This is a genomic window from Vibrio sp. 1402, from assembly GCF_033340275.1.
Window position 1 is genome coordinate 73,377 of record NZ_JAWOWE010000014.1, and the last position, 26,549, is coordinate 99,925.

Sequence of the window (26,549 nt, forward strand, 5' to 3'; positions counted from 1 at the left end):
TCACTTACCTATATGAAAATGGGATCAGTCTTACCAGAAGCATCGCCCTCACCTAGGGTCATCACTTCGTCCAAACTGACGGTGCCTTGTAGCGCCAGTTCCATTGCAGAAGCAAGCAGTGGCTTATAGTTTTCTGAGCGGCGCGCGGCTTGCGCAAAGCCAACCGCATCATTAGCGCGCAATTTATCCATCATCTCTTGCTCAAGTTCGAGCATTTCAAACACACCGATTCGGCCTCGATAACCAGTCAAGTTACAGTTTTGGCAACCTGCGCCTTTATAAAAAATGGTGCTAACTTGATTTGGGAAACGCCCAGCTAACCACTGCTGGCGAGACTCATCTAAGTGGTCTTCTGTTTTACAATCTGGGCAAACTCGGCGCACAAGACGCTGCGCCACCACGGCTCTGACCGCACTAGCAACCAAGTAACCCGGCGCCCCCATATCGATCATTCGTAACGCACTGTCGACAGCATCGTTGGTGTGGAGAGTGCTCAATACTAAATGCCCCGTTAGTGCAGCTCGCAGACCAATTTCTACCGTCTCTTGATCACGCATCTCACCAACAAGAATTATGTCTGGGTCTTGACGTAAAAAGGTTCTAAGAACACGCGAGAAAGTTAGATCGATCTTACTGTTAACCTGTACCTGAGTGATGCGAGGCAGACGATATTCAACCGGGTCCTCTGCTGTAATGATCTTTTTCCCAGGTTCGTTGAGCTCACTCAATGCGCCGTAAAGCGTGGTGGTTTTACCTGAACCTGTCGGCCCGGTAACCAAAATCATGCCGTGCGGACGCGCCAACTGTCGACGTAAGCGAGCAAGCAAGTCTGGCGGCAAGCCCGACTCTTCTAACGGACGCAAACCAGCGGACTGGTTAAGCAGACGCATTACCACAGATTCTCCGTACTGCGTTGGTAACGTCGACATACGAATATCAATTGATTGGCCACGAACTTTGATATTGAATCGGCCATCTTGTGGCAAGCGCTTTTCAGAAATATCTAGGTGTGCCATCAACTTCAGTCGAAGAACCAAAGCCGATGCAATGTTCACTTCATTTAAGAGCGTTTCATGCAATACGCCATCAATACGCTGGCGCAAACGCAATACTTGATCGTCTGGCTCAATATGAATATCCGAAGCTCCAACCTGTACCGCATCTTCAAACATGGAATTAACCAGCTTTACAACGGTAACCTCTTCACTATCGGCTTCATCAATACCGTAATCAAAGCTTTGTACATCTTTATGCTCCTCATGCAGCTGCTCAGCAAAGGAGGCTATTTCTTTAGTACGGCGGTAATAGCGGTCAAAGCTTGAAATGAGCTGACGCTCTGAAGCCACAATGAACTCAAGGTTGTATTGGCCCAACAAGTTCATCAATGATTCTTGGATGAACAAGTCCGCAGGGTCACTCATAGCAACGCGCAGTGTGTCCCCATTTCGAGCAACGACCATCGCACGTAAGCGACGTGCGTGTACCTCAGGTAGAATCTGCACGGCTTCGGCATCCACAGGCGCACGACCAAGATCGATCAGTGGCAAGCCAAGCTGCTGAGACAAGAAGTCCAACATCTGCTTTTCGGTAATAAAACCAAGGTCAATTAACGCATCCCCTAGCTTCTGCCCGGTACTGCGTTGTGCGTTTAGTGCTTGCTGGATTTGTTCTTCAGAGACGATACCTTCCTCTACCAGAAGATCGCCCAAGCGTTTTCTCAACTGAATTTTCATTGTGCGCTCTCCAACTCTTTCAAGATGCTCAAACGGTCACGGATAAATGCTTGCGATTGATTCGAAATGCCAACTTTACCCAGAGCTTGGTTGTAAGAGTGAATCGCGGCAGTAAAAGCCAGGGCGCGATCTTGTTGAATAGCCAAACCTAACCACCAGCGCGCGTTTTCCGGCTCACGCTGAGTTAGGAGTTGATAGCTCTCAAGCGCAATGTCATTTTGCTTGTGTTTTTGTGCCAATGCCGCACGCATCGCCAAGTAATCTCGACTTGGTACTGGAGGCAAGTGAACAAGCGGGCTCAGCGCCACTTCAGGTTGATTAGCTTTCACTAACAACTTAGACAAGGCCAAGCGGAGTACTTGGTTGTTCGTATCTAGGTTGATGCCTTCTTGAATAATCTCATATGCTTTACGCGTGTCACCTTTACCAAAGTACAACGCTGATAACTTTTGACGCGTGTCTGCATTCATTGGCTCATAACGCAACGCCTCGGCATAAGCCGATAACGCTGTTTGCATATCGTTAGCATCGAGTGCCTTTTCCGCTCGACTAACAGCCTTAAGGGAAAGCTGACGATGTGTAAGCTCAACCTGCTCAATACGCATTGAGCTGTTTTCTGATGTCGTGCGGGTTACGTGATCGTATTGCTCCTCGCTCGGCATCGTTGCTAACTGCGCGAGTAAAACTTCATCTTCAGAGGCGATATTTATCTCAGATTTTGGCGTGAACCTATCAGTCTCTTGCATGTGAGGCTGTTGCGCGACCGGCTGTGTGGCTGGTTTAGTGTAAACCACTTGAGTTGTATCGGGCGTCATTTTACTCGTTGGCGAGTGAGTGCGCTCCGATGAAACAATTGGTGAGACATTCACAGACGACAATGGCATAGCATCGGTTTGAAATTGTGATAGCTCGCCTGAAGGGACAGGACCGCGAGAAACCGCCCAGCTTCCGACCGCAAGGCTTAACGAAAAACCGGCCACAAGCCAAAGCCAAGGTTTACTGCGTGAGACACTTGGAATCTCCGCACGAGTAAGCTCTGACGGCGATGTTTTTTCAGCAAGTTCTGATAATGCTTTATTGATGGCACTCAAGGTTGACTCCATCCCCAAAATACGGGTGTTTTAAACTTAGGTTTACGGGCATCAAACGTATCGTGCATAGCGGCGTAAACGTGATGATTTTTCAATAGTGTGCAACGCTCATTAAATGCAGCAAGCAACGACTTGTGGCTAATTTGGTTTATCAAGCGCGGAATCCCCATGGATGAACGCCAAATCGCTTTTTTCTGTTCAATAGAAAAAATGTGCGCCCCATTGCCTGCTTTATCTAAACGATTATTGATGTAAGCCACGCCTTCATCGATAGAGAGAGGACGTAACTGGCAACTAAACGTAATGCGTTGACGAAATTGCCTTAGCTCATGGTTAGCTAATCTTTCATCCAACTCAGGTTGTCCGAATAACACCAATTGAATGAGCTTATCTTGTTCCGTTTCTAGGTTGCCAAATAGACGCAATGTTTCTAAAGCTTGTGGGGAAAGAGCTTGCGCTTCATCAACGATCAAGACGGTTTTCTTTCCCAAGGCATGTACTTGAATCAAGTGCTCTTGAATGAGGGAAACGATGCGCAGCGGATCATCGTTCTCAATACCCAACTCTCTGGCGACAGCAAACTGCAACTGTTCCCCATTCAACACTGGATTGGGTAAGTAAATAAGCTCAACTTCAGATTCAATCTGCTCGATCAGCTTACGGCATACCATGGTTTTTCCAGTGCCGACTTCTCCCGTCACCTTAATCACCCCTTCTCCCATTTGCACGGCAGCTAGGATGGTTTGGATCGCCTCATAGTGAGGGACTAACCCCAAGAACATTTCGGTATTTGGGGTTAACGAAAAAGGCTGAACTCGGAACCCAAAGTGTGACAAGTACATACTCGAATCACAAACCTATTGAAAAACAGAACCTTTCCCAGCGCTTATTGCGCATCTGGGAACCACTCTTGCAGCAGATCACGAGAGCGCTCTAGCTCTTTCTGCCAAGAGTTCACGCCAACTACGGTCGGTTTTAGCAAGATGACCAATTCTGTTTTCTCAGTTACGTTATTCACGTTGCGGAACAAGTGCCCCAGTGCTGGTACATCGCCCAAAAATGGGACTTTAGAAACAAGCTCACGATTTTGCTGTTTCATCAACCCGCCGATAACCACAACATCGCCATCTTTAGCACGAATAACCGAGTCTGATTCACGAATAGAGCTTTTCGCTAATGGCAGTTGGATGTTTTGGAAATCTCCGCCCAAGTTCAATTGCTTCACTTCTTCCGTGACTTCAATAACTGCGGGGTGAACATGCAGGAACACATTGCCTTTGTTATCAATTTGCGGAGTCACATCGAGGGAAATACCCGAGAAGAATGGCGTCAGTTCCACTTCAGGAACTGCATTTGAGTTTTCACCGTTGCCTGCATTGCTCGATAGCTCTGTAACAAAGTACTCATCGGTACCGACCTTGATGACAGATTTTTGGTTGTTGGCAGCGGTAATACGAGGGCTCGAAAGGACGTTCAAGTCACCTTGCGTAGACATGAAGCTCAATACAGCATTGAAGTTACCATCAGAGATAGTCACGTTGGTTTGACCGCCCAATAGCGTGCCAATCGCATCCAATGGTGGTAATGCCGATGCAGGGCGGTTGACTACGATACTACCCGAGTTACCAATTGACGCCGATAAGTTTGACCAGTTGATGCCTTGTTGGTAGCCATCATTCAACGTCACTTCTAGGATTTTAGCTTCAAGAATGACCTGGCGCTGCATGCGCTCCTGCGATACACCTAAGAACTCGCGTACTTCGCGAATATCATCTGGAAATGCTCGAACCGTAATAACTCCCGCTTGTGGCGTTACAACCACACTTTGCCCTTTGCCTGAACCAATTAGATTCGCAACAGCTTGCTGCAGCATCGGCCAGAAATCACTTTCAGTGATGGTTTCAATGCGTGTACCGCCCGTAGATGTGGTCGAGCTATCGTTGTTGTTTCCATTGTTAGAGTCTGACGAGTCAGAACTGTCTGAGCTACCACCAGAATTAGACGTACCAGCCGAGGTTACAGAGCCCGTAACAATGCTGGTTAACGAGCGACCAGAACGCTTGAACTGTAGGTAATCGACTGGAATGGTCACAGTACGCATACCTGCTGGGTAGATTTGAATAACTTTGCCAGACTTCACCACGTCATAGCCATACATATTCTGTACGACATTCAGAACTTCATCCAATGTCACATCTGACAAGTTGACGGTGATATTACCTTGTACCGATGGATGAATCGCCACGCTGTACTCTGTGCCTTTCACCAACGAGGCGAAAAAGCTTCTTGCATCGACCGCATTCGCTTGAATACGAAAACGCTTCGAGGTGCCTTGCTCTGATGCAACGTTCGAGTCTAAATTTGGCATCAAGTCTGCCTCAACAGAAGAAGGGATTTCTTCCAATGTGCGGCTGTTCGCTTGATTGATCGATTCATTGAGCGCTTCTTTAACTTCCACTGGATTCCGATGACCCATTGAACATCCCATTAAAGAAGCAATCGTTATTCCTACAACTAATTTGCGCATATCTGATCGGGCTCTGGTTATTATTGTTTTACGTTTAAATCAAAAAGCTCTAGGTCCCACTGACGGTTACCACGCTTTAAAGTTACAAATTCACTATTAATGCTCGCGACGCGATAACCCTTAAATAGCTCGCCTTTTTCGACAAGTTTGTTATCCATAATCGCGATACAATCAGTACTTGGCTTACACACAATACTGTTGAGCTTAGGCAGTCGATACCGTTTAACTTTTGGTTTCGCTGACGTTTCAACCGCTGGCTTTTCCCAACTAAGTGGGGCCGTTGGGTCCTGGTTTGCCCAAGCGGTTCCTGCCGCTGCCATAACAAGCAATGAGATGATGAGTTTGTTAACCACCAATAAACTCCTCTCTAGATCCTAGTGTGTAGACTTCTAACACAAGCTTCGCTTTCGGGTACTCTTCGACTTTATAACTAAAGCTTCGCCAGTAATAACTCGCAGGAAGGCTCTCCAATTTATTCAGATAATTAGCAATAGAAAAATAGTCACCAGTCAGTTCCATACGAACAGGATGCACGTAGTAACCAGAGTATTGCGATGCTTCTTTATCTTCCGTTATTGGCTCAGATGGCAAGGTTTGCAGAGACAAAAGGTGAATGCCACTTTGCTGCTCCAACACATTTTCAAGCAGCTCAGCCATTTGCGAAGGTGTAATAAGATGCTCGATGATCTCCGCTAATTGCATCGAAAGATGCTGACTCTCAGCTAACAGATTAGATATCGCGCGATCAATCTCAGCATTTGGATCTTTCTTAAGTTGCGCCTGAATACGTAGCGTATCGATTTCAATCTTTTGATTTGCTTGCTTTAAATTACTTAGTTGCCTCTCATTACTGATGATCTCGTTAAGCTTTGGCTCCAATACCAGCGTAAAGAGCAACATGATCACGACAACTAAACCGCACAATGCGGTGAGCACTTTTTCACGCGTACTCATTTCGCCAAAGCGCCCTTCTAATGAGAGCCAGAATTCGTTCATTTCTCTTTATCCTCGCGCGTTTTTAGTTCAAACGTCACAATATCCTTATCATTTCGACCTATTTTGACGTCGTCAAACGTTCGACCAACCAAGCTAATTTCGTTTTTAAATTGGCTAACCCAATTTGGCACTGAGCTCGGTTGTTTCGCTAGCCCCTTCAGGTCTAAGGTATGGGTATTGATTCGAATTTCGGACAAAGAAATTTCTTGGTTTCCTAGCTTCGCTAATGATTGCATCACGCCAGAGTAACCCGTGCGTTGCGAGTCATCGTATTTCCCGACAGCTTTAAGCGAGTCTCGCTTCGCCTTGACTTCACGCTCTAAGCGGGCTTTAGCTGCCAGCTTATTATTGTCAGGTTGATGTTTACGTAGCTTGACTTGATAACGTTCAAGCTCTGACTTCATGATATCGCCTTTACTTTTTACAATAGCAATCTCATCTTCCAAACCGCTGCTCTGCCAAGTGACATAACCGTAAGAAAATAGAATTGCAGCCGCCGCAACGCCCCAAGATAACGCGATATTTTTTAGCGTCAGGAGCTCTTTTTTCGGCTTTAAGTAATCGGGATATAAGTTGACGCGTCGAGTATTTGAAGTAGCCGCAGTGTCAGCCAAAACATGTCCTGATAGCTCATGTTCTGGTGGTAATAACGGTGAAACCTTAGTACTTAAACGATAGTTCAGAGCCTGAACAAGCTCGCTCTCATCCTCTTCATCACAGCACACTTTCAATTGATGTAATTGCACGTGGCGTAACTGAGATGAAAGATAGTCAATCGAACGTTGCAGTTCTAACGACAGACTGTCCATCTGTAAATCGCTAGACGGAACCCCCGTTAACGGTGGCGTCACACTGCGAATAGAGCGGTGGAACGCAATAGTATTTTCAACAAAAGCGCTTATACGGAAATGACCACGCACACTGCGTTGTAATAATAGGAAGTTTCCTAGTTCACCCGCAGTCTCTCCCCAAATATCGTCTTCAGGAAGAATGGCTTCTAATGGTAACTGGGCTCGGCTGGCCAGTAACACAATCTTATCCAATATTTTTCGCGATAAGACGTATGCTTGCACTTTGGTTGAATTCGGTAACTCGACCGCATCGGCAATAATGTCGATGGCGCGCTCAGAGATCAGTTCTTTCAACAAAAACGGTAATGCGGCTGGCCATTCTTGACGCGGCATGACCGGTTTGTCGATTTGGTACATCTGGTAATAGTTATGAGAAAGAACAACCGTTAATGAATCATACGCACTCGCTGCAACGCTCAATGCTTGCTCAACAGCTTTTTCCCAATTGGACTCAGAAATATCAAATTGGTATGGACGACTACTTTTGATTGAAGATGATAAATAAACGGCGTCTGGCTGAATAACCAAAAAGCAGGAGCGACCACCACTAGATGATCGCTTAAGCTTGTCGAATAGTGCTTTGAAATCCATGATTATTATCTTTATTTTTTCCGCCAGCGATTTCGTCTTCCCAATTTAACTTGGGATTCTGATTGAGAATTCGGCAACGCTTGGGGACGAGGAAGAAACTGCTGCTCCGCAGAAAAGTAACGCCCTTGCCCACCATAAACCCCGAGCTCAACTAATGTGTTGAGCTCGTTCTGATTCTCAATTCCCACTGCTATAATTTTAGTTTTACTGTTTGCCGCCGCACCTAGCATACTGCGGACAAATAGCTGGTTTTCATGTCGTTGGTCGATTTTTGCTACTAAACTGCGATGAAGTTTTAGGTAACGAATGTCCACTTCTTTTAAATAGTGAGTGCTGACGATGGTACGCCCAGCCTGCCCAACCATTAAGTGGCACCCCAAACCGGCCAGCATTTTAGCGACTGGTCGCATAAAGTCTAAGTGTCTTACAAATTGTGCTTCAACAAACTCAAAACTGAGACACTTTCTCTGCTCACGTGACAACTGTAAGAGTTCATCACGAAACCATTTAAAGTACTCTCGGTTAGAAAATGGCGTTACATTCAAATTGAGCGCATACGATCTTGAGTTATCAAAATTATCCTTAAACTCTCTTAAGAATTTATTAATAACTGACTTATCCATTTGCGCTTCATAACCAACCTGTCTGATCGCAGAAATGAACCGAGACGCTTTAACAATCCCATTCTCAGGATCGCGAATCCGACATGTTAACTCTTCATATAATGATTTTTTATGCGTCGCGTCACTTATTGGATGCACAGATTGTGCGTAGAGTATCACACTTTCAGGTGTAAGTGCTGTGTCAAATAACGTTCTCCATCTCACACTTCCGCGAGCTTCTTCATCGTGGTTCCATTTTTTGAAGCGACTCCAATTATTGTTATTTTGTAGTTGCGCACTACGCAAAGCAGTCTCGGCTTCATCAATGATTTGGCTGTGTCGCTCACCTTCTTTATAAGTGGTGATGCCAATATGGCACCAGTTGTCTGGATCAAGTGGCTCTGGCGGCATTAACTTTTCTAACTGGCGAATGCATTGCGAGGCGAGGTTAGCCACATCTTTCGCACTTTGGTGCGGTAGAAAAAGCGCAAAATCAGCATCGTAATAACGGGAAAATACAACATCTGGGTATCGTTGAACTAAATTGGACAATAAACTCCCAACTTCAACAATAAACTCATCCGTAATTTGCTTATCTTGCTCTTCTTCAACCAGTTTCCAGTCTTGAATACGAACTAGCAACACGGCGCCGCGAGCCCCACTTTCTAGTAACGCCGATTCCAACTTGCTATCAAATAACACTCGGTTAGCGGTACCGGTTAGCTTATCAAGGAAGGTTTGAGTTCGAATAAAGGTATCAAATCGGCTTCGCTCTTGACGCGCATCTTGTAACTCTTCGATTAATACATCGAGCGCTTCACTGGCGGTGTAAGGCCATTCTTTTTTGTCACCTTTGGCATACTGCTCCACCCTACCAGCCAGGATCATTCTGCCTCGCTCTTCGAGCATTTCGGAGCCTTCTAATTGTTCCTTAAGCCATGCCACGCCGCGCATTAAGCAGAAGATGATCAATATAACGGCAAGCGTGATCGACCAAAGCGCCTGCATTGAGTAGCTGTAACCTAAGTAAGGGGGAATTGCTTTAAAGTGAATCGTGTAATCTTGATTGTGAGTCAACTGGTACTCAGCCTCAAACAAGACTGACGCTTCCATTTGATGAGAAGTATCTTTGAAGCGATAAACAACGGCGTTGTTGGTCGACAACGTCATTTCGACAATATTGGAAGCCTGCAGCATTTTCGGCATCCAGCGCTGCATAGAATAAGCGGCGTCAGGATCTTCCATCTCCTTGTCGACCACCTCTACGATCCCTTCTAAATAATGGGTGAGATATTCCTGCCCAAGACGTTTAAAAGAGAGGGTGCCACCGACAAACAAGATAAACATGGCGCAGATAACGATCATGGTGACGAAGGCCACCAGCCGTGTGCTTAACTTAAGAGTTGGGGTATACCTCATGAATACCAAATTCCTTTTTTATTCATCATATACCTTATTGAAATATTTATACTTGATAAGAGTTCATCAAACAATCGGATTAGTCTGATAGTGAGAGGCTGGAGCATAAAGAAAATCACACTCATTGATAAGTTTTATTGTTACGCCTAACCTTGCCAAGATAAGCCTGTGAGATCATTAGATTGCGACAATAAAAAAGGCCGCGATATTCGCGGCCTTTTCGATTCAAGCATAAGCAGAATTTAGAACGGGATATCGTCGTCAAAATCCATTGGTGGCTCATTGTACTGCTGCTGTGATTGCTGCGGAGCCTGTTGTTGTGGTTGCTGTTGCTGAGGCGCATTGTACTGCTGCTGAGCTGGCTGTTGAGGCTGACCCCATCCACCTTGTTGCTGCTGTTGACCGCCCATAGGTGCGCCGCCACCTTGAGCACGACCGCCAAGCATTTGCATCACACCATTGAAGCCTTGAACAACGACTTCAGTTGAGTAGCGATCTTGACCACTTTGATCTTGCCATTTGCGAGTTTGCAGTTGCCCTTCAATGTAGACTTGAGAGCCTTTACGCAAGTACTCACCTGCTACTTCCGCAAGTTTGCCGAACAACACAACACGGTGCCATTCCGTTTTTTCGCGCTGTTCGCCAGTCGCTTTATCACGCCATGAATCAGAAGTCGCAATAGTAATGTTTGCTACTGCACCGCCATTCGGCATGTAACGAATTTCAGGGTCGTTACCTAGATTCCCCACCAAAATAACTTTGTTAATTCCACGGCTGGCCATGATGTGCTCCGTTTCACTCTGGATATATAAAATTTTAGCGCATTAGAATAGCACGCTTTAATGTTTTGATTAAAGTCTAATACCATTGTGATCTATTGAGTCACCCTCTAGAACCCAAATCGTATTTCAACTTACGTGTGTAGCATTTTTGATTCGCGTTGCAGACATCGTTTCGTGAAGCTTTGAATTCGAACGCATTTATTCAGTAAAGCGATGGTTATGGCCTCTCTTTAATGCCAGTTTATGGCTTCTATTGAACCCAGGGAGATTGGAACACGTGAGAAAGTCGGCTTACGCAAGAAAGCTATTTCTGATCAGTATGGAAGATAATGCGCAAAAAAAAGTGGCGGCACTCGAAAAGTACATTGATATGAGCATCCCGGTGATTTCAACCGAAGCACTCATGGAAGCCAAGCCACAACACCGTAATAAAATTCTACTGATAGACTTCAGTGAACATAAATCACTTGTTCAATCGATCAAAAACTTGCCTCTTGTATGGAAAAACTTTGAAACCGTTGTCTTCAACGTGCCTAAAAGACTAACCACAGATGAACTTCTTTCATTTGGTCAATTAAAAGGTGTGTTTTATTCTGAAGATACGCTAGAGCAAATTGGAGAAGGGTTAAAAGGCATTGTTAACGGTCAAAACTGGCTGCCGCGTAATGTAACCAGTCAACTTTTACACTATTACCGCAATGTCATTAATACTCATACTGCACCAGCTACGGTAGACCTAACCATTCGTGAGCTACAAGTACTGCGTTGCCTACAAGCTGGCGCCTCGAACAGTCAGATGGCCGAAGAGTTATTCGTCAGTGAATTCACCATCAAATCGCACTTGTATCAGATATTCAAAAAGCTATCCGTAAAGAACCGAGTACAGGCAATCGCCTGGGCAGACCAAAACTTAATGTCGTGATGCAATGTTAGCGGCTCTGATAACTGAAATGACGAGTCGCTCATCTTTTTTCCGCACCGAGTCTCACATTTTTTCCTACTTTATTCATGATTCATTGATACCTCTCGTGTTAAAGTTATGCGCAGATTCTTGATAAAAACGAGATAGGATATTCCCCCAATGATAAAAAAATGTCTGTTCCCTGCTGCAGGCTATGGCACACGCTTCCTACCGGCAACGAAATCTATGCCAAAAGAGATGATGCCAGTCGTGAACAAACCGCTTATTGAATACGGTGTCGAAGAAGCAATCCAAGCTGGTATGAACGGCATGTGTATTGTGACAGGTCGTGGCAAGCACTCGATCATGGACCACTTTGATAAGAACTACGAACTGGAACATCAGATTAGCGGTACCAACAAAGAAGAGCTGTTGGTAGATATCCGTGAAATCATTGAATCTGCAAACTTCACTTATATACGTCAACGCGAAATGAAAGGCTTGGGCCACGCGATTCTAACTGGACGAGAATTGGTAGGCGATGAGCCATTTGCTGTTGTTCTTGCTGATGACCTTTGTGTGAACGAGCAAGAGGGCGTACTGGCTCAGATGGTGGCACTATTTAAGCAGTTCCGCTGTTCTATCGTTGCAGTGCAAGAAGTACCAGCCGAAGAAACACACAAATACGGCGTTATCTCTGGTGAAATGATCAAAGACGACATCTACCGCGTAGACGACATGGTAGAAAAACCAGAGAAAGGCACGGCGCCTAGCAACCTTGCTATCATTGGCCGCTACATCCTGACTCCCGATATTTTTGAACTGATCGAAAACACCGAACCTGGTAAAGGTGGTGAAATTCAAATCACTGACGCGCTGCTGAAGCAAGCAAAAGCGGGCTGTGTGTTGGCTTACAAATTCAAGGGTAAACGCTTTGACTGTGGTAGCGTTGAAGGTTACATCGAAGCAACTAACTATTGTTTTGAAAACCTGTATCTAAAAGATGAAAAAACCTCTGAGCTAGGTAAGCACGCAACACAAAAAGCAGTATAAAGCATCGTCTTAGTACGAAATTACTGTATCGAAAGCCCAGCACAACGCTGGGCTTTTTACTTTACTGTTTTTTTATCCAGTAATTTTCTTTGCACATTTCTCACACTATGTAATACTTGCCCCACTTGGTTATACATAGAGCAAAAACGATGGATAAAATAGAAGTTCGCGGTGCCCGAACCCATAACCTTAAAGACATTAATCTTACAATCCCTCGCGATAAACTGATTGTCATTACTGGACTAAGTGGCTCCGGTAAATCCTCTCTCGCTTTCGATACATTGTATGCAGAAGGCCAACGACGCTACGTAGAGTCTCTCTCTGCCTACGCTCGTCAGTTTTTGTCTCTGATGGAAAAACCCGATGTCGACCACATTGAAGGGTTATCACCTGCGATTTCTATTGAACAGAAATCTACTTCTCATAACCCGCGTTCAACCGTCGGTACAATTACCGAAGTCTACGACTACTTACGTCTATTGTATGCTCGTGTGGGCGAACCCCGCTGTCCAACGCATCATGCCCCTCTTGCCGCGCAAACCATCAGCCAAATGGTGGACAAAGTCCTAGAGATGCCGGAAGGCAGCAAAATGATGCTATTGGCGCCTATTGTCAAAGAACGTAAAGGTGAGCATGTTAAAACGCTTGAGAACTTAGCGGCTCAAGGCTTTATTCGTGCGCGTATTGATGGAGAAACTTGCGATCTTTCCGATCCTCCAACCCTTGAACTACATAAAAAGCACACCATTGAAGTTGTGGTAGACCGCTTTAAAGTTCGTCCAGACTTACAACAGCGCTTGGCCGAATCTTTCGAGACAACACTCGAATTATCAGGCGGAATTGCGGTTGTCGCGCCAATGGATGGCGACGGTGAAGAGATTATTTTCTCCGCCAACTTCGCTTGTCCACAATGTGGTTACAGCATGCAAGAGTTAGAGCCGCGACTTTTCTCATTCAACAACCCTGCTGGTGCATGTGGCACTTGTGATGGTTTGGGTGTTCAACAATACTTCGATCCAAGTCGAGTCATTCAAGATGATTCATTAAGCTTGGCACAAGGTGCGATTCGCGGTTGGGATCAAAAGAACTACTACTACTTCCAAATGCTCACCTCATTGGCCGATCATTATGGTTTTGACCTCCATGCCCCTTTTAATTCTCTGCCAAAGAAAACGCAAGATGTCATTCTAAAGGGCTCAGGTCGTACTGAGATTGAGTTTAAATACATCAACGATCGTGGCGATATTCGCGTTAAGCGTCATCCATTCGAAGGTATTCTGAATACCCTAGAACGTCGCTATCGTGATACAGAATCCAACTCTGTCCGTGAAGAGCTTGCGAAATACATCTCCACTAAATCTTGTTCAAGCTGTGGCGGTACTCGTCTACGCCTTGAAGCACGTAACGTGTTTATTGCTGATACGACACTACCTGAGATTGTTGAACTCAGCATTGCTGATGCATTGGAATTCTTCCATTCCTTGAAACTGGAAGGTCAACGCGCCCAAATCGCTGAAAAAGTGATGAAGGAAATCAACGACCGCCTGCAATTCTTAGTTAATGTCGGTTTGAACTACCTAAACTTATCACGCAGTGCGGAAACCTTATCAGGCGGTGAAGCTCAACGTATTCGTTTAGCAAGCCAAATTGGTGCAGGTCTTGTTGGTGTGATGTATGTTCTGGATGAACCGTCGATTGGCCTCCACCAGCGTGATAATGAACGACTCCTAAAAACACTGACTCATTTGCGCGATTTAGGTAATACCGTACTTGTGGTAGAACACGATGAAGATGCGATTCGCTGTGCAGATCATGTCATAGATATTGGTCCTGGTGCTGGCGTACATGGTGGTAATGTTGTTGCGGAAGGCACCATGGAAGAGATAGTCGCGAATCCGAATTCTCTGACAGGTCAGTACTTAAGTGGTGTTAAAGAAATCGCAGTACCGAAAGATCGCACGCCGCGAGATCCGAAAAAAACGGTTGAGCTATTAGGCGCAACAGGTAATAACCTTAAAAACGTTAACCTTTCAATTCCTGTTGGGTTATTCAGCTGTATTACAGGAGTATCTGGCTCAGGTAAATCAACGCTGATTAATGATACTTTCTTTAAAATTGCGCATACCCAACTTAACGGAGCGACAACGGCTCAGCCTTCACCTTATAAATCGATTAAAGGTCTAGAGCACTTCGATAAAGTCATCGATATCGATCAAAGCCCAATTGGCCGTACACCTCGCTCTAACCCTGCAACCTATACGGGGATCTTTACACCAATCCGTGAACTGTTTGCAGGCACACAGGAGTCGCGTTCTCGCGGTTACAAACCGGGCCGTTTTAGTTTTAACGTACGCGGTGGTCGTTGTGAGGCCTGTCAGGGTGACGGTGTTATCAAAGTAGAAATGCACTTCCTACCAGATGTTTATGTGCCATGTGATGTGTGTAAAGGTAAACGCTACAACCGTGAAACGCTCGAAGTACGTTACAAAGGTAAAACTATTGATGAAGTGCTAGAAATGACGGTCGAAGATGCACGCACCTTCTTCGATCCAGTTCCTGCCATCGCTCGCAAACTACAAACACTGATGGATGTGGGTTTGTCGTACATACGATTGGGTCAAGCGGCAACAACACTCTCCGGTGGTGAAGCACAGCGTGTGAAACTGGCGCGAGAGCTATCCAAACGTGATACAGGAAAAACCTTGTACATTTTGGATGAACCAACAACCGGCCTTCACTTCCATGATATCCAGCAGTTGCTCACTGTACTGCACAGACTTCGCGACCACGGAAATACTGTCGTGGTGATCGAGCATAACCTGGACGTCATTAAGACTGCGGACTGGATTATCGATCTTGGTCCTGAAGGGGGTCAGGGTGGCGGCGAGATAATCGCTCAAGGCACTCCGGAAGATGTGTCGCAAATCGAGGGTTCGCACACAGCTCACTTCCTCAAGCCTATGTTGAAGTAGAAAAAACAGGTAAAGTATCGAGACCAGCAAGTGCTGGTCTTTTTTCATTCAAAACAACGCAATAACTATGGCTACTATACATGTAAGTGGAACAAAGCTTTCTCCCGAAAAAGTACAGGTTCCCCTCAATCGCAAGTTTCTCATTGCCTTGGCAACACTATTTGTGTTGGCAATGCACTTTTTCATGCCCAACCCCGGCGGTTCGGGGCTTTCGCTTTCGTTCAATGCGACAACTTGGATTGCTTTTAGCTTTGCATTAGGCATTGGGTGTTACCAACTTGCGAATAATCGAGTACTACGTTACTCAAAACTAACCATCGGCTTGTTCATTAGTACTCTTATCATGACGGTGCCCATTCTGTACCCAAATGCGAATAGCAGTTTGGCAGCCAATAAGCTCATTGGCCTGTGGTGTGGTGTCCTGTTCTTTATTGTCTTACAACAATTTCATTTCAGTAATAAACATCGCCAACGCCTATTATGGTTCATTGTCCTTGCGGTTGTTATCGAAGCCATTTTTGGTTTGACACAATATCTGTATCTCAAACCAGGCAATCCGTTTGGTTACGACACGGTGGCCAATCGTCCTTATGGTATTTTCCAACAGCCCAATGTAATGGCCAGCTTTCTTGCGACAGGGTTGGTGATTGCCAGCTATTTACTTGCACGTCAGCCCTACAAATACGATCGTAAGTTAAGCGATGTTTACCTTCTCTATGCCGTACCAGTTTTAACTTTACCACTAATTGTGGCGTTGGCTTCACGCACTGGTTGGTTAGCCTCGGTCATCGCCGTGTTGTTGGTCATTCCATACATGTACCGCTTTGCAACCAAAGGGCGCTTTATCCGCTGGGTTGTGTCACTTGTAAGTGGGCTCTTACTCTCAGTCGTTGTCATGCATCTTGCCTTTCCTGATGGAGGTGGGTTAGCCGCAGAAAAAGTAAATATGGAGTCTCCTCGAGCGTATACTTTTCCACAAACATTAGACATGGTGATTGAAAAGCCTTTTACTGGTTATGGATATGGCAAGTTTGAATCTGAGTACATGCTGTATACGGCTCGTCAACATGCCCTAAATGAGAATTACCCAGCTGGTTTGCCAGCCATGGATCATCCGCATAATGAGCTACTTTACTGGGGAGTAGAAGGTGGCTTGCTGCCAATACTCGGCATCTTCTTAGCGATGGCACTGGTACTGTATCGAATCTATCAAGCCAAACGCGGAACTCGTCTTGCGTTGCTGGCCTTGTTTATACCTATCGTATTGCACTCGCAACTGGAATACCCTTTCTACCACTCTCTCGTGCATTGGTTGATCTTCGTTATCCTACTGTACTGGGTCGATCAGCGCGTCTCTCGTTATCGACAAGTCGGCTTTAGTAATGTAACCAAAAGCTTGCTGCGTGTTTTTAGTTTGGTACTTCCCGTTGCGTTTACGTTTTACATGGTAAGCGCATTACATACGAACTATGTATTGACGAAGTTTGAGACCACTAGACCAACTAACCCTGATATTCTGAATCAAGTCAGTAACCCTGTAGTTTGGAAAGACAGATTTGATTGGGATGTCTATAGCACGTTTTTAAACCTTGGGCTGTACCAACAAGACGCAACCTTGATCAAGCCTTATATCGATTGGTCGCTAAAAATCATCAAAGATAAGCCTCGCCCTGCATTTTATAATAATTTGATTTTGGCCTACCAAGGCTTAGATGACTCAAGTAAAGCGGAGCAAATTAGAGCTGAAGCGCAGTTTTTGTTCCCGAAGATTGATTTCAGTGACGTCAATTACCAACCACCTTCTCAAGCAATCTCTGCCTCACCAGCCCCCACTTCAGGAGCTGAGTAATAAATACCAAAAAGCGAAGGGATGACCTTCGCTTTTCTTTATCTCATTACTGTATGATTTTATTCAGTGAGTGACTCTTCTAACGCTTTTAAGCACAGCGCAACGTTTTCAGATCGAGCGCCGTAACCCATTAAGCCAATACGCCACGCTTTACCAGCTAATGCCCCAAGGCCTGCACCAATTTCTAGGTTATAGGTTTCTAGCAAGTGAGCACGAACTTTTGCTTCATCAATTCCTTCAGGCACGTAAATCGCATTTAATTGTGGCAACCGATGGGCTTCGTCCACAACAAATTCAAAGCCTAACTTTTGTAAGCCATTTTTGAGTTTTTCATGCATCAGTTGGTGACGAGCCCAAGCGTTTTCTAATCCTTCATTTTTCAGTATCAATAAAGCTTCATGAAGCGCATACAAGCTATTAACTGGCGCCGTATGATGGTAACTACGCTTGCCTTCTCCACTCCAATACCCCAAAACTAAACTCTGATCGAGGAACCAACTCTGTACTGGTGTTGTTCTTGCTTGAATCTTTTCAATCGCGGCAGTAGAAAACGTCACTGGTGAGAGCCCTGGTACACATGACAAACATTTTTGACTGCCAGAGTAAACCGCATCCAGTTGCCATTCATCCACTTTTAACGGCACACCACCAAGCGATGTCACCGCATCAACAATAGATAATGCATTATGCTGTTTCGCCAGCTTACCCAATGCTTGAGCATCACTGACTGCACCAGTTGAGGTTTCCGCATGCACAAAAGCAAGAATTTTTGTATCTGGGTGCTGTTCGAGTGCTTGCTCGACTTTATCAATGGAAACAGGCGTCCCCCATTCATCATCGACGATAACAACTTCGCCACCAGCACGGACGACATTTTCGCGCATGCGTTCACCAAATACACCGTTACGGCAGACGATCACTTTGTCGCCTTTCTCGATCAAGTTTACAAAGCAGGTTTCCATCCCTGCGCTACCAGGCGCTGAAACCGCAATAGTGAACTCATTGTCAGTTTGAAAGGCATACTTCAATAGCTGCTTGAGCTCATCCATCATACCGATAAACAGAGGATCAAGGTGACCTACCGTAGGACGGCTTAGTGCTTGTAACACTTGAGGATAAATATCAGAAGGACCAGGTCCCATTAAAATACGGTGAGGCGGAATAAAGCTTTGGATCGACATGTCAGCTCCTTGATTATCTTTTATCCTGAGCATTCTAAAAGTTCTATTCAATAACATGGCTCAGGTGTAGGGTTCTTCACCCTAATAGATTTTTCCTCTATCAGCAATTAGCCGTAAGTATGGAGGTCAAACCAGTGTCACAAAATCGTTAATAAAAAACACCATAAAGGTTGAAATATTGATTGACATTAAGGCCTCAAAACCGTTCAATGTTTGAGCTTTATGTAGAAGAGGAGCGCTACCCAGGTAGATGATTTGTGGAACCGCAATTCCAACACCAATCATTGAGGGGGAGTAGTGCCGAGGTAAGTCAAAGTTGCAGGATTTGACTTGTCGGTTGAATTGGGCTGAATCCCATCAACTGTCATCAGCGCAGTCTGATGAAGGGCTTCTGAGGGTAAATTTTTCAAATAGCATTCTAAATACCTCTCTTTTTGCTCTGTTCCTTTTCTCACTAAACATTGGATGTACAATTTTTTAGGAAGTCGTGGGAGAACGCAGTGAGCGCATTTAACGTAGCTAAATTCGGTGGAACCAGTGTTGCCAACTTTGAGGCAATGAGTCGTTGCGCCACCATTATCGAAAACAATCCAAATACTCGCCTGGTCGTGAGCAGCGCTTGCTCTGGCGTCACCAACCTATTGGTAGAACTCGCCAACGGTGTTCAGGATCAAACGCACCGTACTGAGCTGCTGCAAAATCTGGCCAACATTCATGACGCCATTTTAACTCAGCTCGAAGACAGCACGAAAACTGCTGCCGAGGTGTATGGCATATTAGATACCGTAACCAGCCTGGCCGAGGCTGCATCTATCCAAGCTAGTGCGAAGTTAACCGATCATTTAGTCGCATGTGGTGAACTCATGTCGACGCACATTCTAACTCAGTTAATGTGTGAGCGAGGCATTCAAGCAGTGCGCTTTGATATCCGCGATGTGCTGCGTACTGATGACAACTTTGGTCGCGCGGAGCCAAACATTGAAGCAATTTCGACGCTTACGCAAGATAAACTCGTACCACTTTGCCAACAATCCGTTGTTGTTACTCAAGGCTTCATAGGATCTGACGAAGCCGGTAATACAACAACACTAGGTCGAGGAGGCAGCGATTACAGCGCCGCCTTAATTGCTGAGAGCGTCAAAGCGGCAGGGTTAGAAATCTGGACTGATGTTCCGGGCATCTACACAACAGACCCGCGAATTGCGCCAAAAGCCTCACCAATTCCCGAGATCAGCTTTAGCGAAGCTTCAGAAATGGCTAACTTTGGCGCTAAAATCCTTCACCCTTCTACGCTAGTACCCGCATTGCGCCACGACATTCCGGTATTTGTAGGGTCATCGAAAGAGCCAGAAAAAGGGGGAACTTGGATTCGCCACCAAGTCGAAAGCTCACCGTTATTCCGTGCGCTAGCTTTGCGTTGTAACCAAACCATGGTAACGCTACGCAGCGCCAATATGTTCCACGCATACGGCTTCTTAGCAAAGGTCTTTGAGATCCTTGCAAAGCATAAGATATCTGTCGATTTGATCACAACATCTGAAATCAGTGTATCGTTAACACTTGATCAAACCGATACATCCGGCGGCGCGCCGCAGCTGCCGCAAGCTGTACGAGAAGAGTTAGAAGAGTTATGTAAGGTAGAAGTTGAACATGACCTATGCCTCGTTGCCCTAATTGGTAACAACATGAGTGAGAGTAAAGGCTACGCGAAACAGGTTTTTGGCACGCTAGAAGATTTTAACCTACGCATGATTTGTTATGGCGCTAGCCCTCACAACTTATGCTTCTTGCTCCATGAATCGGTATCGAAACAAGCCATACAAAAACTCCACACTGAGTTGTTTGAGAAGTAAGTTCAACTCAATAAAACAAAGGGCTGCGTATCTGCAGCCCTTTGTCGTTTCATTAGTTGTTACATTTGGACGAGGTAAACATCAATTTAACCGTTAATGTTTGGCCCTAACCATTTTTCAGCCTCGATCCTATCCCACCCCTTACGATCGGCGTAACTCTCTAACTGATCTTCTTGGATCTGTGCGATCGCAAAGTAACGTGAGTCAGGATGAGAGAAATACCAACCAGAGACTGACGCGCCCGGATACATTGCATAGCTGGAGGTTAGCGTCATGCCAATATTCTCTTCCACATTAAGTAGCTCCCAAAGCGGTCCTTTTTCAGTATGCTCAGGGCACGCTGGATAACCTGGTGCAGGGCGAATACCTTGGTATTTTTCACGAATGAGATCATCGTTAGATAAATCTTCATCCGCAGCATAACCCCAAATTTCTTTACGGACACGCTCATGCAAATACTCAGCAAACGCTTCGGCTAGGCGATCCGCCACCGCTTGAATCATAATTGCGTTGTAATCATCTCCCTGTGCTTTGTATTCATCAGCAAGCTCTCGTTCACCAATACCACCAGTGACAGCAAATGCCCCTATCCAATCATGTTTACCCGACTCTTTAGGTGCGATGTAGTCGGATAAACAATAGTTGAATCCTTTTGGTTTCTCGGTCTGTTGTCGCAAGTTACGTAATACTTTCAAAACGTCGGTACGAGTTTCATCAGCATAAACTTCAATGTCGTCCCCCACGCTCGCAGCAGGGAATAAGCCACACATTCCACGCGCTTTTAACAGGCCTTCTCGCTCAACTCGATCAAGTATCTCGTTGGCATCTTCGAATAAACGTTTTGCTTCTTCACCAACTTCTTCATGTTGGAAAATTGTTGGATACTTACCTACAAGTGACCAAGTCATAAAGAATGGTGTCCAATCGATGTATTGACGTAACATAGCCACATCAAAATCATCGAAGATATGAATGCCAGGCTTAACAGGCACTGGAGGAGTATAAGCTTCCCAATCGATCGCAACTTTATTCGCTCGAGCCGCTTCTAATGTCACTGGTTTGGTTCTCGGTTTCTTTCGATTATGTTGATCACGTACTCGTTCGTAATCAGCTTCAAGTTTTTCAACAAATTCAGGGCGACGTTCATCTGACAATAGAGAAGTACATACGCCCACTGCACGTGAGGCGTTGTTCACGTAAACCACTGGATGCTTGTAATTTTGCTCAATCTTAACTGCTGTATGGGCTTTTGACGTTGTTGCGCCACCGATGAGAAGAGGTAAGTTAAAGTCGAGACGCTCCATCTCTTTTGCAACATGCACCATTTCGTCTAATGAAGGCGTGATCAACCCTGATAAACCAATAATATCGACGTTTTCTTCTTGCGCTACTTTTAAGATCTTTTCGCAAGGAACCATGACACCAAGATCGATAATTTCATAATTATTGCACTGCAATACAACGCCAACGATATTTTTCCCGATATCATGTACATCACCTTTGACCGTCGCTAGCAAAATCTTACCGTTTGTTTGTCCCACCTGCTTTTCTGCATTGATGTAGGGCTCCAGATGCGCGACTGCTTGCTTCATCACTCGTGCAGATTTTACGACCTGAGGAAGGAACATTTTACCTTCACCAAACAAGTCTCCAACGACGTTCATCCCATCCATTAGTGGGCCTTCAATCACCTCTAATGGCTTTGAAGCGTTGACACGAGCCTCTTCGGTATCATCAACGATGAACTCAGTTATTCCTTTCACTAACGCGTGCTCTAAACGCTTTTCAACAGGCCAAGTTCTCCACTCAAGTGCAGAGGCATCCTCCTCTTTACCTACCCCTTTGCCTGCATATTCCGCCGCGATATCTAACAATCTCTCAGTGGCGTCATCACGACGGTTAAGAACGACATCTTCCACAGCCTCACGCAATTTTTCAGGCACGTTATCGTAGATTTCTAACTGACCCGCATTCACAATCCCCATATCCATACCATTTTTAAAACAGTGGTAGAGGAACACCGCGTGAATCGCTTCACGTACATAGTTATTGCCACGGAAAGAGAATGAGACGTTAGAAACACCACCAGATATCATCGCATGTGGTAAATCACGTTTGATATCGCCAACGGCTTCAATGAAATCCACCGCGTAGTTATTATGCTCCTCGATCCCCGTAGCAATGGCAAAAATGTTTGGGTCAAAAATGATGTCTTCTGGTGGAAAGCCCACTTCATCAACAAGAATTCGGTAAGCGTTGGTACAAATTTCTACTTTGCGCTCACGTGTATCTGCTTGCCCAATCTCATCAAACGCCATCACAATCACAGCCGCACCGTAACGGCGGATCAACTTAGCTTGTTCAACGAATTTCTCTTTGCCTTCTTTGAGAGAGATCGAGTTAACAATGCCTTTGCCTTGGATGCACTTAAGACCGGCTTCAATAACCTCCCACTTGGAAGAGTCAACCATGATTGGTACTTTTGAGATTTCAGGTTCTGACGCACAAAGGTTTAAAAAGCGAACCATACAAGCTTGTGCATCCAACATGCCTTCATCCATGTTGATATCGATAATTTGAGCGCCATTTTCAACTTGTTGACGAGCCACATCGAGCGCTTCATCGTACAGCTCTTCTTTAATTAAGCGCTTAAAACGCGCAGAACCGGTTACATTCGTACGCTCACCGACATTGATAAATAAAGAGTCTTTATCAATAGCGAGTGGCTCTAGGCCAGACAAGCGACAAGCAACGGGAAGTTCAGGTAATTGACGAGGGGCGATATTTTCAACCGCGAGTGCCATTTGGCGAATGTGCTCAGGAGTTGTACCACAACACCCACCAATCAAGTTTAAAAAGCCACTTTGAGCCCACTCTTTAACATGCTTAGCCATATCTTCTGGCGACAAATCGTATTCGCCGAATGCATTCGGAAGCCCAGCATTTGGGTGAGCGGAAACAAAAGATTCTGATATACGAGAGAGCTCTTCAACATAAGGACGCAGCTCATCTGGACCAAGTGCACAGTTCAAACCAAACGAAATCGGTTTAACATGACGTAATGAGTTGTAAAACGCTTCTGTGGTTTGACCGGATAATGTCCGACCGGAAGCATCAGTAATAGTCCCCGAGATCATCACAGGTAACTCAATACTCATCTCTTCAAACACACTTTCAACAGCAAATGAACAAGCCTTAGCGTTAAGCGTATCGAAGATGGTCTCGATAAGAATAAGGTCTGAACCACCTTTAATAAGCGCTCGAGTCGATTCAGAGTAAGCCTCAACTAACTCGTCGAAAGAAACATTTCGATATCCGGGGTCATTTACATCAGGAGAAATAGAACAAGTTCGGTTTGTCGGCCCTAAAACCCCTGCGACATAACGTGGTTTATCGGGTGTTTTTGCGGTCCATTCGTCTGCAACTTCACGTGCAAGCTTGGCAGCTGCAAAGTTAATTTCTTCACTTAGGCTTTCCATCTCGTAGTCAGCCATCGCAATGGTTGTTGCGTTAAAAGTGTTGGTCTCAAGAATATCTGCACCCGCTTCTAAATATGCAGCGTGAATTTCCTTGATAAGTTGAGGCTGACTTAGAACCAACAGGTCGTTGTTACCTTTTAGATCACAATGCCAATCCGCAAAGCGCGTTCCTCGATAGTCTTGCTCTTCAAGTTTGTACCCTTGAATCATGGTTCCCATACCACCATCAATCAAAAGAATACGTTGCTTCAATTGAGCTTCAATCTGTTGTCTTACGTTACTTCCCACAGTACAGCCTCATTCCTTTAGTTATCTTTCCATCCTATCACACAAACTTCAGGAGTCTAGACGTCTAAACGTGGAATTAATGATTATTTTATCTCCTTCTTAACTTACAAAATAATCACGAAAAAATGTTTGCTATTTAAGCAGCATCAGCCGAGAATTCCATTCATAAAATGTTACAAATAGAGAGCTCTATGTCGGTCTATCATACTTTATGTTTTCTATCCGCAGCTGCGATGCTAATTGCTTTTGTAAACAGCAAGATAGGAAAGATGCAAACCACCATTGCGATTACCGCAGGTTCAATGGTGCTTTCACTTCTAATCTTAATTGCGGGTCAAAACAACTGGTTCCATCTCACCGAAATTGCGACGGAGACGGTCACAAGGATTAACTTCGAAGATTTCTTGCTCAAAGGCATTCTTGGCTTCTTACTATTTGCTGGTGGACTAGGCATCAAACTCCCGAACCTTAAAGATCAAAAGTGGGAGATCACTGTTTTAGCCCTTGGAGCTACACTGTTTTCTACGTTCTTTATTGGATTTGCGCTGTATGGGTTTTGTCAGTTAATTGGCATCCAATTTGATTTGGTCTACTGCTTACTATTTGGTGCTCTAATATCGCCAACTGACCCAATCGCTGTATTGGCTATTGTGAAAAAACTAGATGCTCCTAAACGTATCTCCACTCAGATTGAAGGAGAATCGCTCTTCAATGATGGCTTCGGTTTGGTTATCTTCGTCACTCTATTTACGATTGCATTTGGCACTGAGGCACCAACTGTAGGTAGTGTCACCTTGCTCTTCATCCAAGAAGCTATCGGTGGTATCACATATGGTTTCGTCCTCGGTTTGCTATTCCACTACTTGATCAGTGCCACCGATGATCACTCAATGGAATTGTTACTTACCATTGGTGTCCCAACGGCAGGTTACGCATTTGCTGAATACATCCATGTATCAGGCCCACTCGCAATGGTTGTATCCGGTATTATGATTGGCAACTGGACACGCTTTATTGGCTTTTCAAAAGAGAGTGAAGATCACCTTGACCATTTTTGGGAGCTTGTTGATGAGTTCTTGAATGGCGTGTTATTCCTACTGATCGGCATGTCGATGCTGCTATTTGAATTCCACAAAGAAGACTGGATCATGATGGCTATTTCAGTCCCTCTTGTACTAGCAGCTCGCTATCTAAGTGTATTTCTTTCTTACATTGGCTTTAAACGTTACAGAAAATATAATCCATGGTCAGTGCGTGTTTTGACGTGGGGCGGCTTACGCGGGGGCCTTGCATTGGCAATGGCACTTTCCATTCCATCTGGTATTTGGGTGATTCAAGATAAGTTAATCGATGTAAAAGAGATTATTCTTGTAATGACCTACTCCGTCGTTGTTTTCTCTATCCTCATTCAAGGCTCAACAATCACTCCAATGATTGAAAAAGCAAAAGCAGAAGAGAAGAAGATGGAAGAGAACAACCAAGCAATAACCACTCCGGAACATACGGAGCCAGTGGACTCTTAAAGACACGTAACTTAATAAAAAAAGCAGCTACCTAGCTGCTTTTTTCATAACTAATTTTCAGACTCCCCTTCAAGAACGAATGCTCCTTATTCTTTGATATACCTTCAAATATACTAAGAATCGCTACGCTACATTTTCATAGATACTAACTATTGCCGATAGATAGTATTCATAGACGAGCCTTTTAATTTACCCATTTATCACTTCTCTTCTCTTCTCTTCTCTTCTCTTCTCTTCTCTTCTCTTCTCTTCTCTTGGCAATATAGGCTCCTCGCAAATATCAAAGCTAAACTTCCACAATACTTAGCAATGAGCGAGTTTGTATTTTTATGAGAAAGATACATTTAGGGTGATTGCGTTCAGAACCCAAACAGGTTAGCAATCTCACCAAGATAAAACTGAGCTAGCATTCAGGTAGATCAAAGCCTTAACAGAAATTTAGTCCCCCTCTCTCTTGATCTCAGTGAGACTAAACTTGTATTCAAAGTCGTCCTGTTTTCAAAATTGGAACAAGTGACACCTCAAACAATTAAACTCTGTCACATACCTAGATTTTCTAATATCGAACAAAAGGAGCTTTGGTGAATGAAGAGGCTCAAAACTAGCGCTCGAGACTGCAGAAACCACACAAAACTGCGTTCCACTTCACTCATACAGGGCTTAGAAAGCATCGCCAGAGGGAAGCCGGCCTCTCGATGCAAGGTTTCAATATGAAAGTGGGTTTAAGGTAAGTCGGGGAACCAAAACGAAAAAAGCCTCAGTCTTTCGACTGAGGCTTAATATAAGTGGCGGAGTGGACGGGACTCGAACCCGCGACCCCCGGCGTGACAGGCCGGTATTCTAACCAACTGAACTACC

At 44.9% G+C, this 26,549-nt stretch carries 17 protein-coding genes and 1 riboswitch; of the genes, 6 read left to right on the top strand and 11 right to left on the bottom strand.

Features of this window, described 5'->3' with window-relative positions:
- Positions 1-8: 8 nt before the first annotated feature.
- From R7044_RS20660 to R7044_RS20700, 9 genes are all read right to left on the bottom strand, one after another.
- Positions 9-1,733 (bottom strand): GspE/PulE family protein, encoded by a 1,725-nt coding sequence (locus tag R7044_RS20660; protein ID WP_005381188.1) that lies wholly within the window; start codon positions 1,731-1,733, stop codon positions 9-11.
- Positions 1,730-2,824 carry a tetratricopeptide repeat protein gene (locus R7044_RS20665; protein WP_225455790.1) on the bottom strand — a complete coding sequence of 365 codons (1,095 nt, stop codon included), beginning with the start codon at positions 2,822-2,824 and terminating at the stop codon, positions 1,730-1,732. The genes R7044_RS20660 and R7044_RS20665 overlap by 4 nt, the downstream gene beginning before the upstream one ends.
- A complete protein-coding gene (locus tag R7044_RS20670; protein WP_033907419.1) occupies positions 2,821-3,666 on the bottom strand; it encodes an ExeA family protein in 846 nt (281 codons plus the stop codon). Before R7044_RS20670 ends, R7044_RS20665 begins: the two co-directional genes overlap by 4 nt.
- Before the next feature lie 44 nt (positions 3,667-3,710).
- Positions 3,711-5,351, bottom strand: a complete 1,641-nt coding sequence (gene mshL / locus R7044_RS20675; protein ID WP_033907420.1) for a pilus (MSHA type) biogenesis protein MshL — start codon at positions 5,349-5,351, stop codon at positions 3,711-3,713.
- A gap of 20 nt (positions 5,352-5,371) precedes the next feature.
- On the bottom strand, positions 5,372-5,704 hold the full coding sequence (locus tag R7044_RS20680; RefSeq protein WP_033907421.1) for a hypothetical protein: 333 nt from the start codon (positions 5,702-5,704) through the stop codon (positions 5,372-5,374).
- A complete protein-coding gene (gene gspM / locus R7044_RS20685) occupies positions 5,697-6,347 on the bottom strand; it encodes a type II secretion system protein GspM (RefSeq protein WP_005381197.1) in 651 nt (216 codons plus the stop codon). Before gspM ends, R7044_RS20680 begins: the two co-directional genes overlap by 8 nt.
- A complete protein-coding gene (locus tag R7044_RS20690; protein WP_225455791.1) occupies positions 6,344-7,789 on the bottom strand; it encodes an MSHA biogenesis protein MshI in 1,446 nt (481 codons plus the stop codon). Before R7044_RS20690 ends, gspM begins: the two co-directional genes overlap by 4 nt.
- Before the next feature lie 11 nt (positions 7,790-7,800).
- Complete coding sequence (gene csrD / locus R7044_RS20695) at positions 7,801-9,810, bottom strand: RNase E specificity factor CsrD (RefSeq protein ID WP_171346111.1); 2,010 nt, start codon at positions 9,808-9,810, stop codon at positions 7,801-7,803.
- Between the two features lie 242 nt (positions 9,811-10,052).
- The gene (locus tag R7044_RS20700) at positions 10,053-10,592 is read right to left on the bottom strand and encodes a single-stranded DNA-binding protein (RefSeq protein ID WP_005381235.1); all 540 of its coding nucleotides are present in this window, start codon (positions 10,590-10,592) and stop codon (positions 10,053-10,055) included.
- 277 nt (positions 10,593-10,869) lie between these two features.
- Here R7044_RS20700 and R7044_RS20705 point away from each other — a divergent pair, with 277 nt between their 5' ends.
- The 4 genes from R7044_RS20705 to R7044_RS20720 all read left to right on the top strand — a co-directional run bounded on the left by R7044_RS20705 (position 10,870) and on the right by R7044_RS20720 (position 17,367).
- The gene (locus R7044_RS20705; RefSeq protein WP_033907423.1) at positions 10,870-11,514 is read left to right on the top strand and encodes a LuxR C-terminal-related transcriptional regulator; all 645 of its coding nucleotides are present in this window, start codon (positions 10,870-10,872) and stop codon (positions 11,512-11,514) included.
- Positions 11,515-11,673: 159 nt separating this feature from the next.
- Complete coding sequence (galU, locus tag R7044_RS20710) at positions 11,674-12,546, top strand: UTP--glucose-1-phosphate uridylyltransferase GalU (RefSeq protein WP_005381239.1); 873 nt, start codon at positions 11,674-11,676, stop codon at positions 12,544-12,546.
- A gap of 149 nt (positions 12,547-12,695) precedes the next feature.
- The gene (gene uvrA / locus R7044_RS20715; RefSeq protein WP_005381241.1) at positions 12,696-15,518 is read left to right on the top strand and encodes an excinuclease ABC subunit UvrA; all 2,823 of its coding nucleotides are present in this window, start codon (positions 12,696-12,698) and stop codon (positions 15,516-15,518) included.
- A gap of 67 nt (positions 15,519-15,585) precedes the next feature.
- On the top strand, positions 15,586-17,367 hold the full coding sequence (locus R7044_RS20720; protein WP_031779063.1) for a PglL family O-oligosaccharyltransferase: 1,782 nt from the start codon (positions 15,586-15,588) through the stop codon (positions 17,365-17,367).
- A gap of 59 nt (positions 17,368-17,426) precedes the next feature.
- On the opposite strand, the gene R7044_RS20725 is transcribed toward R7044_RS20720, so the two are convergent.
- Positions 17,427-18,548, bottom strand: coding sequence for a pyridoxal-phosphate-dependent aminotransferase family protein (locus R7044_RS20725; RefSeq protein WP_005381245.1), 1,122 nt, complete (start codon positions 18,546-18,548; stop codon positions 17,427-17,429).
- A gap of 220 nt (positions 18,549-18,768) precedes the next feature.
- Positions 18,769-18,947: riboswitch (Lysine riboswitch) on the top strand.
- 101 nt (positions 18,948-19,048) lie between these two features.
- On the opposite strand from R7044_RS20725, the gene lysC reads away from it, so the two are divergent.
- Positions 19,049-20,401: a lysine-sensitive aspartokinase 3 gene (gene lysC / locus R7044_RS20730; RefSeq protein ID WP_005381251.1), complete on the top strand. Its 1,353-nt coding sequence runs from the start codon at positions 19,049-19,051 to the stop codon at positions 20,399-20,401.
- A gap of 86 nt (positions 20,402-20,487) precedes the next feature.
- On the opposite strand, the gene metH is transcribed toward lysC, so the two are convergent.
- Positions 20,488-24,168, bottom strand: coding sequence for a methionine synthase (gene metH / locus R7044_RS20735; RefSeq protein WP_005381253.1), 3,681 nt, complete (start codon positions 24,166-24,168; stop codon positions 20,488-20,490).
- Positions 24,169-24,359: 191 nt separating this feature from the next.
- Between metH and R7044_RS20740 the strand changes: the two genes are divergently transcribed.
- Positions 24,360-25,691, top strand: a complete 1,332-nt coding sequence (locus tag R7044_RS20740) for a cation:proton antiporter (protein ID WP_205391018.1) — start codon at positions 24,360-24,362, stop codon at positions 25,689-25,691.
- Positions 25,692-26,549 lie beyond the last annotated feature (858 nt).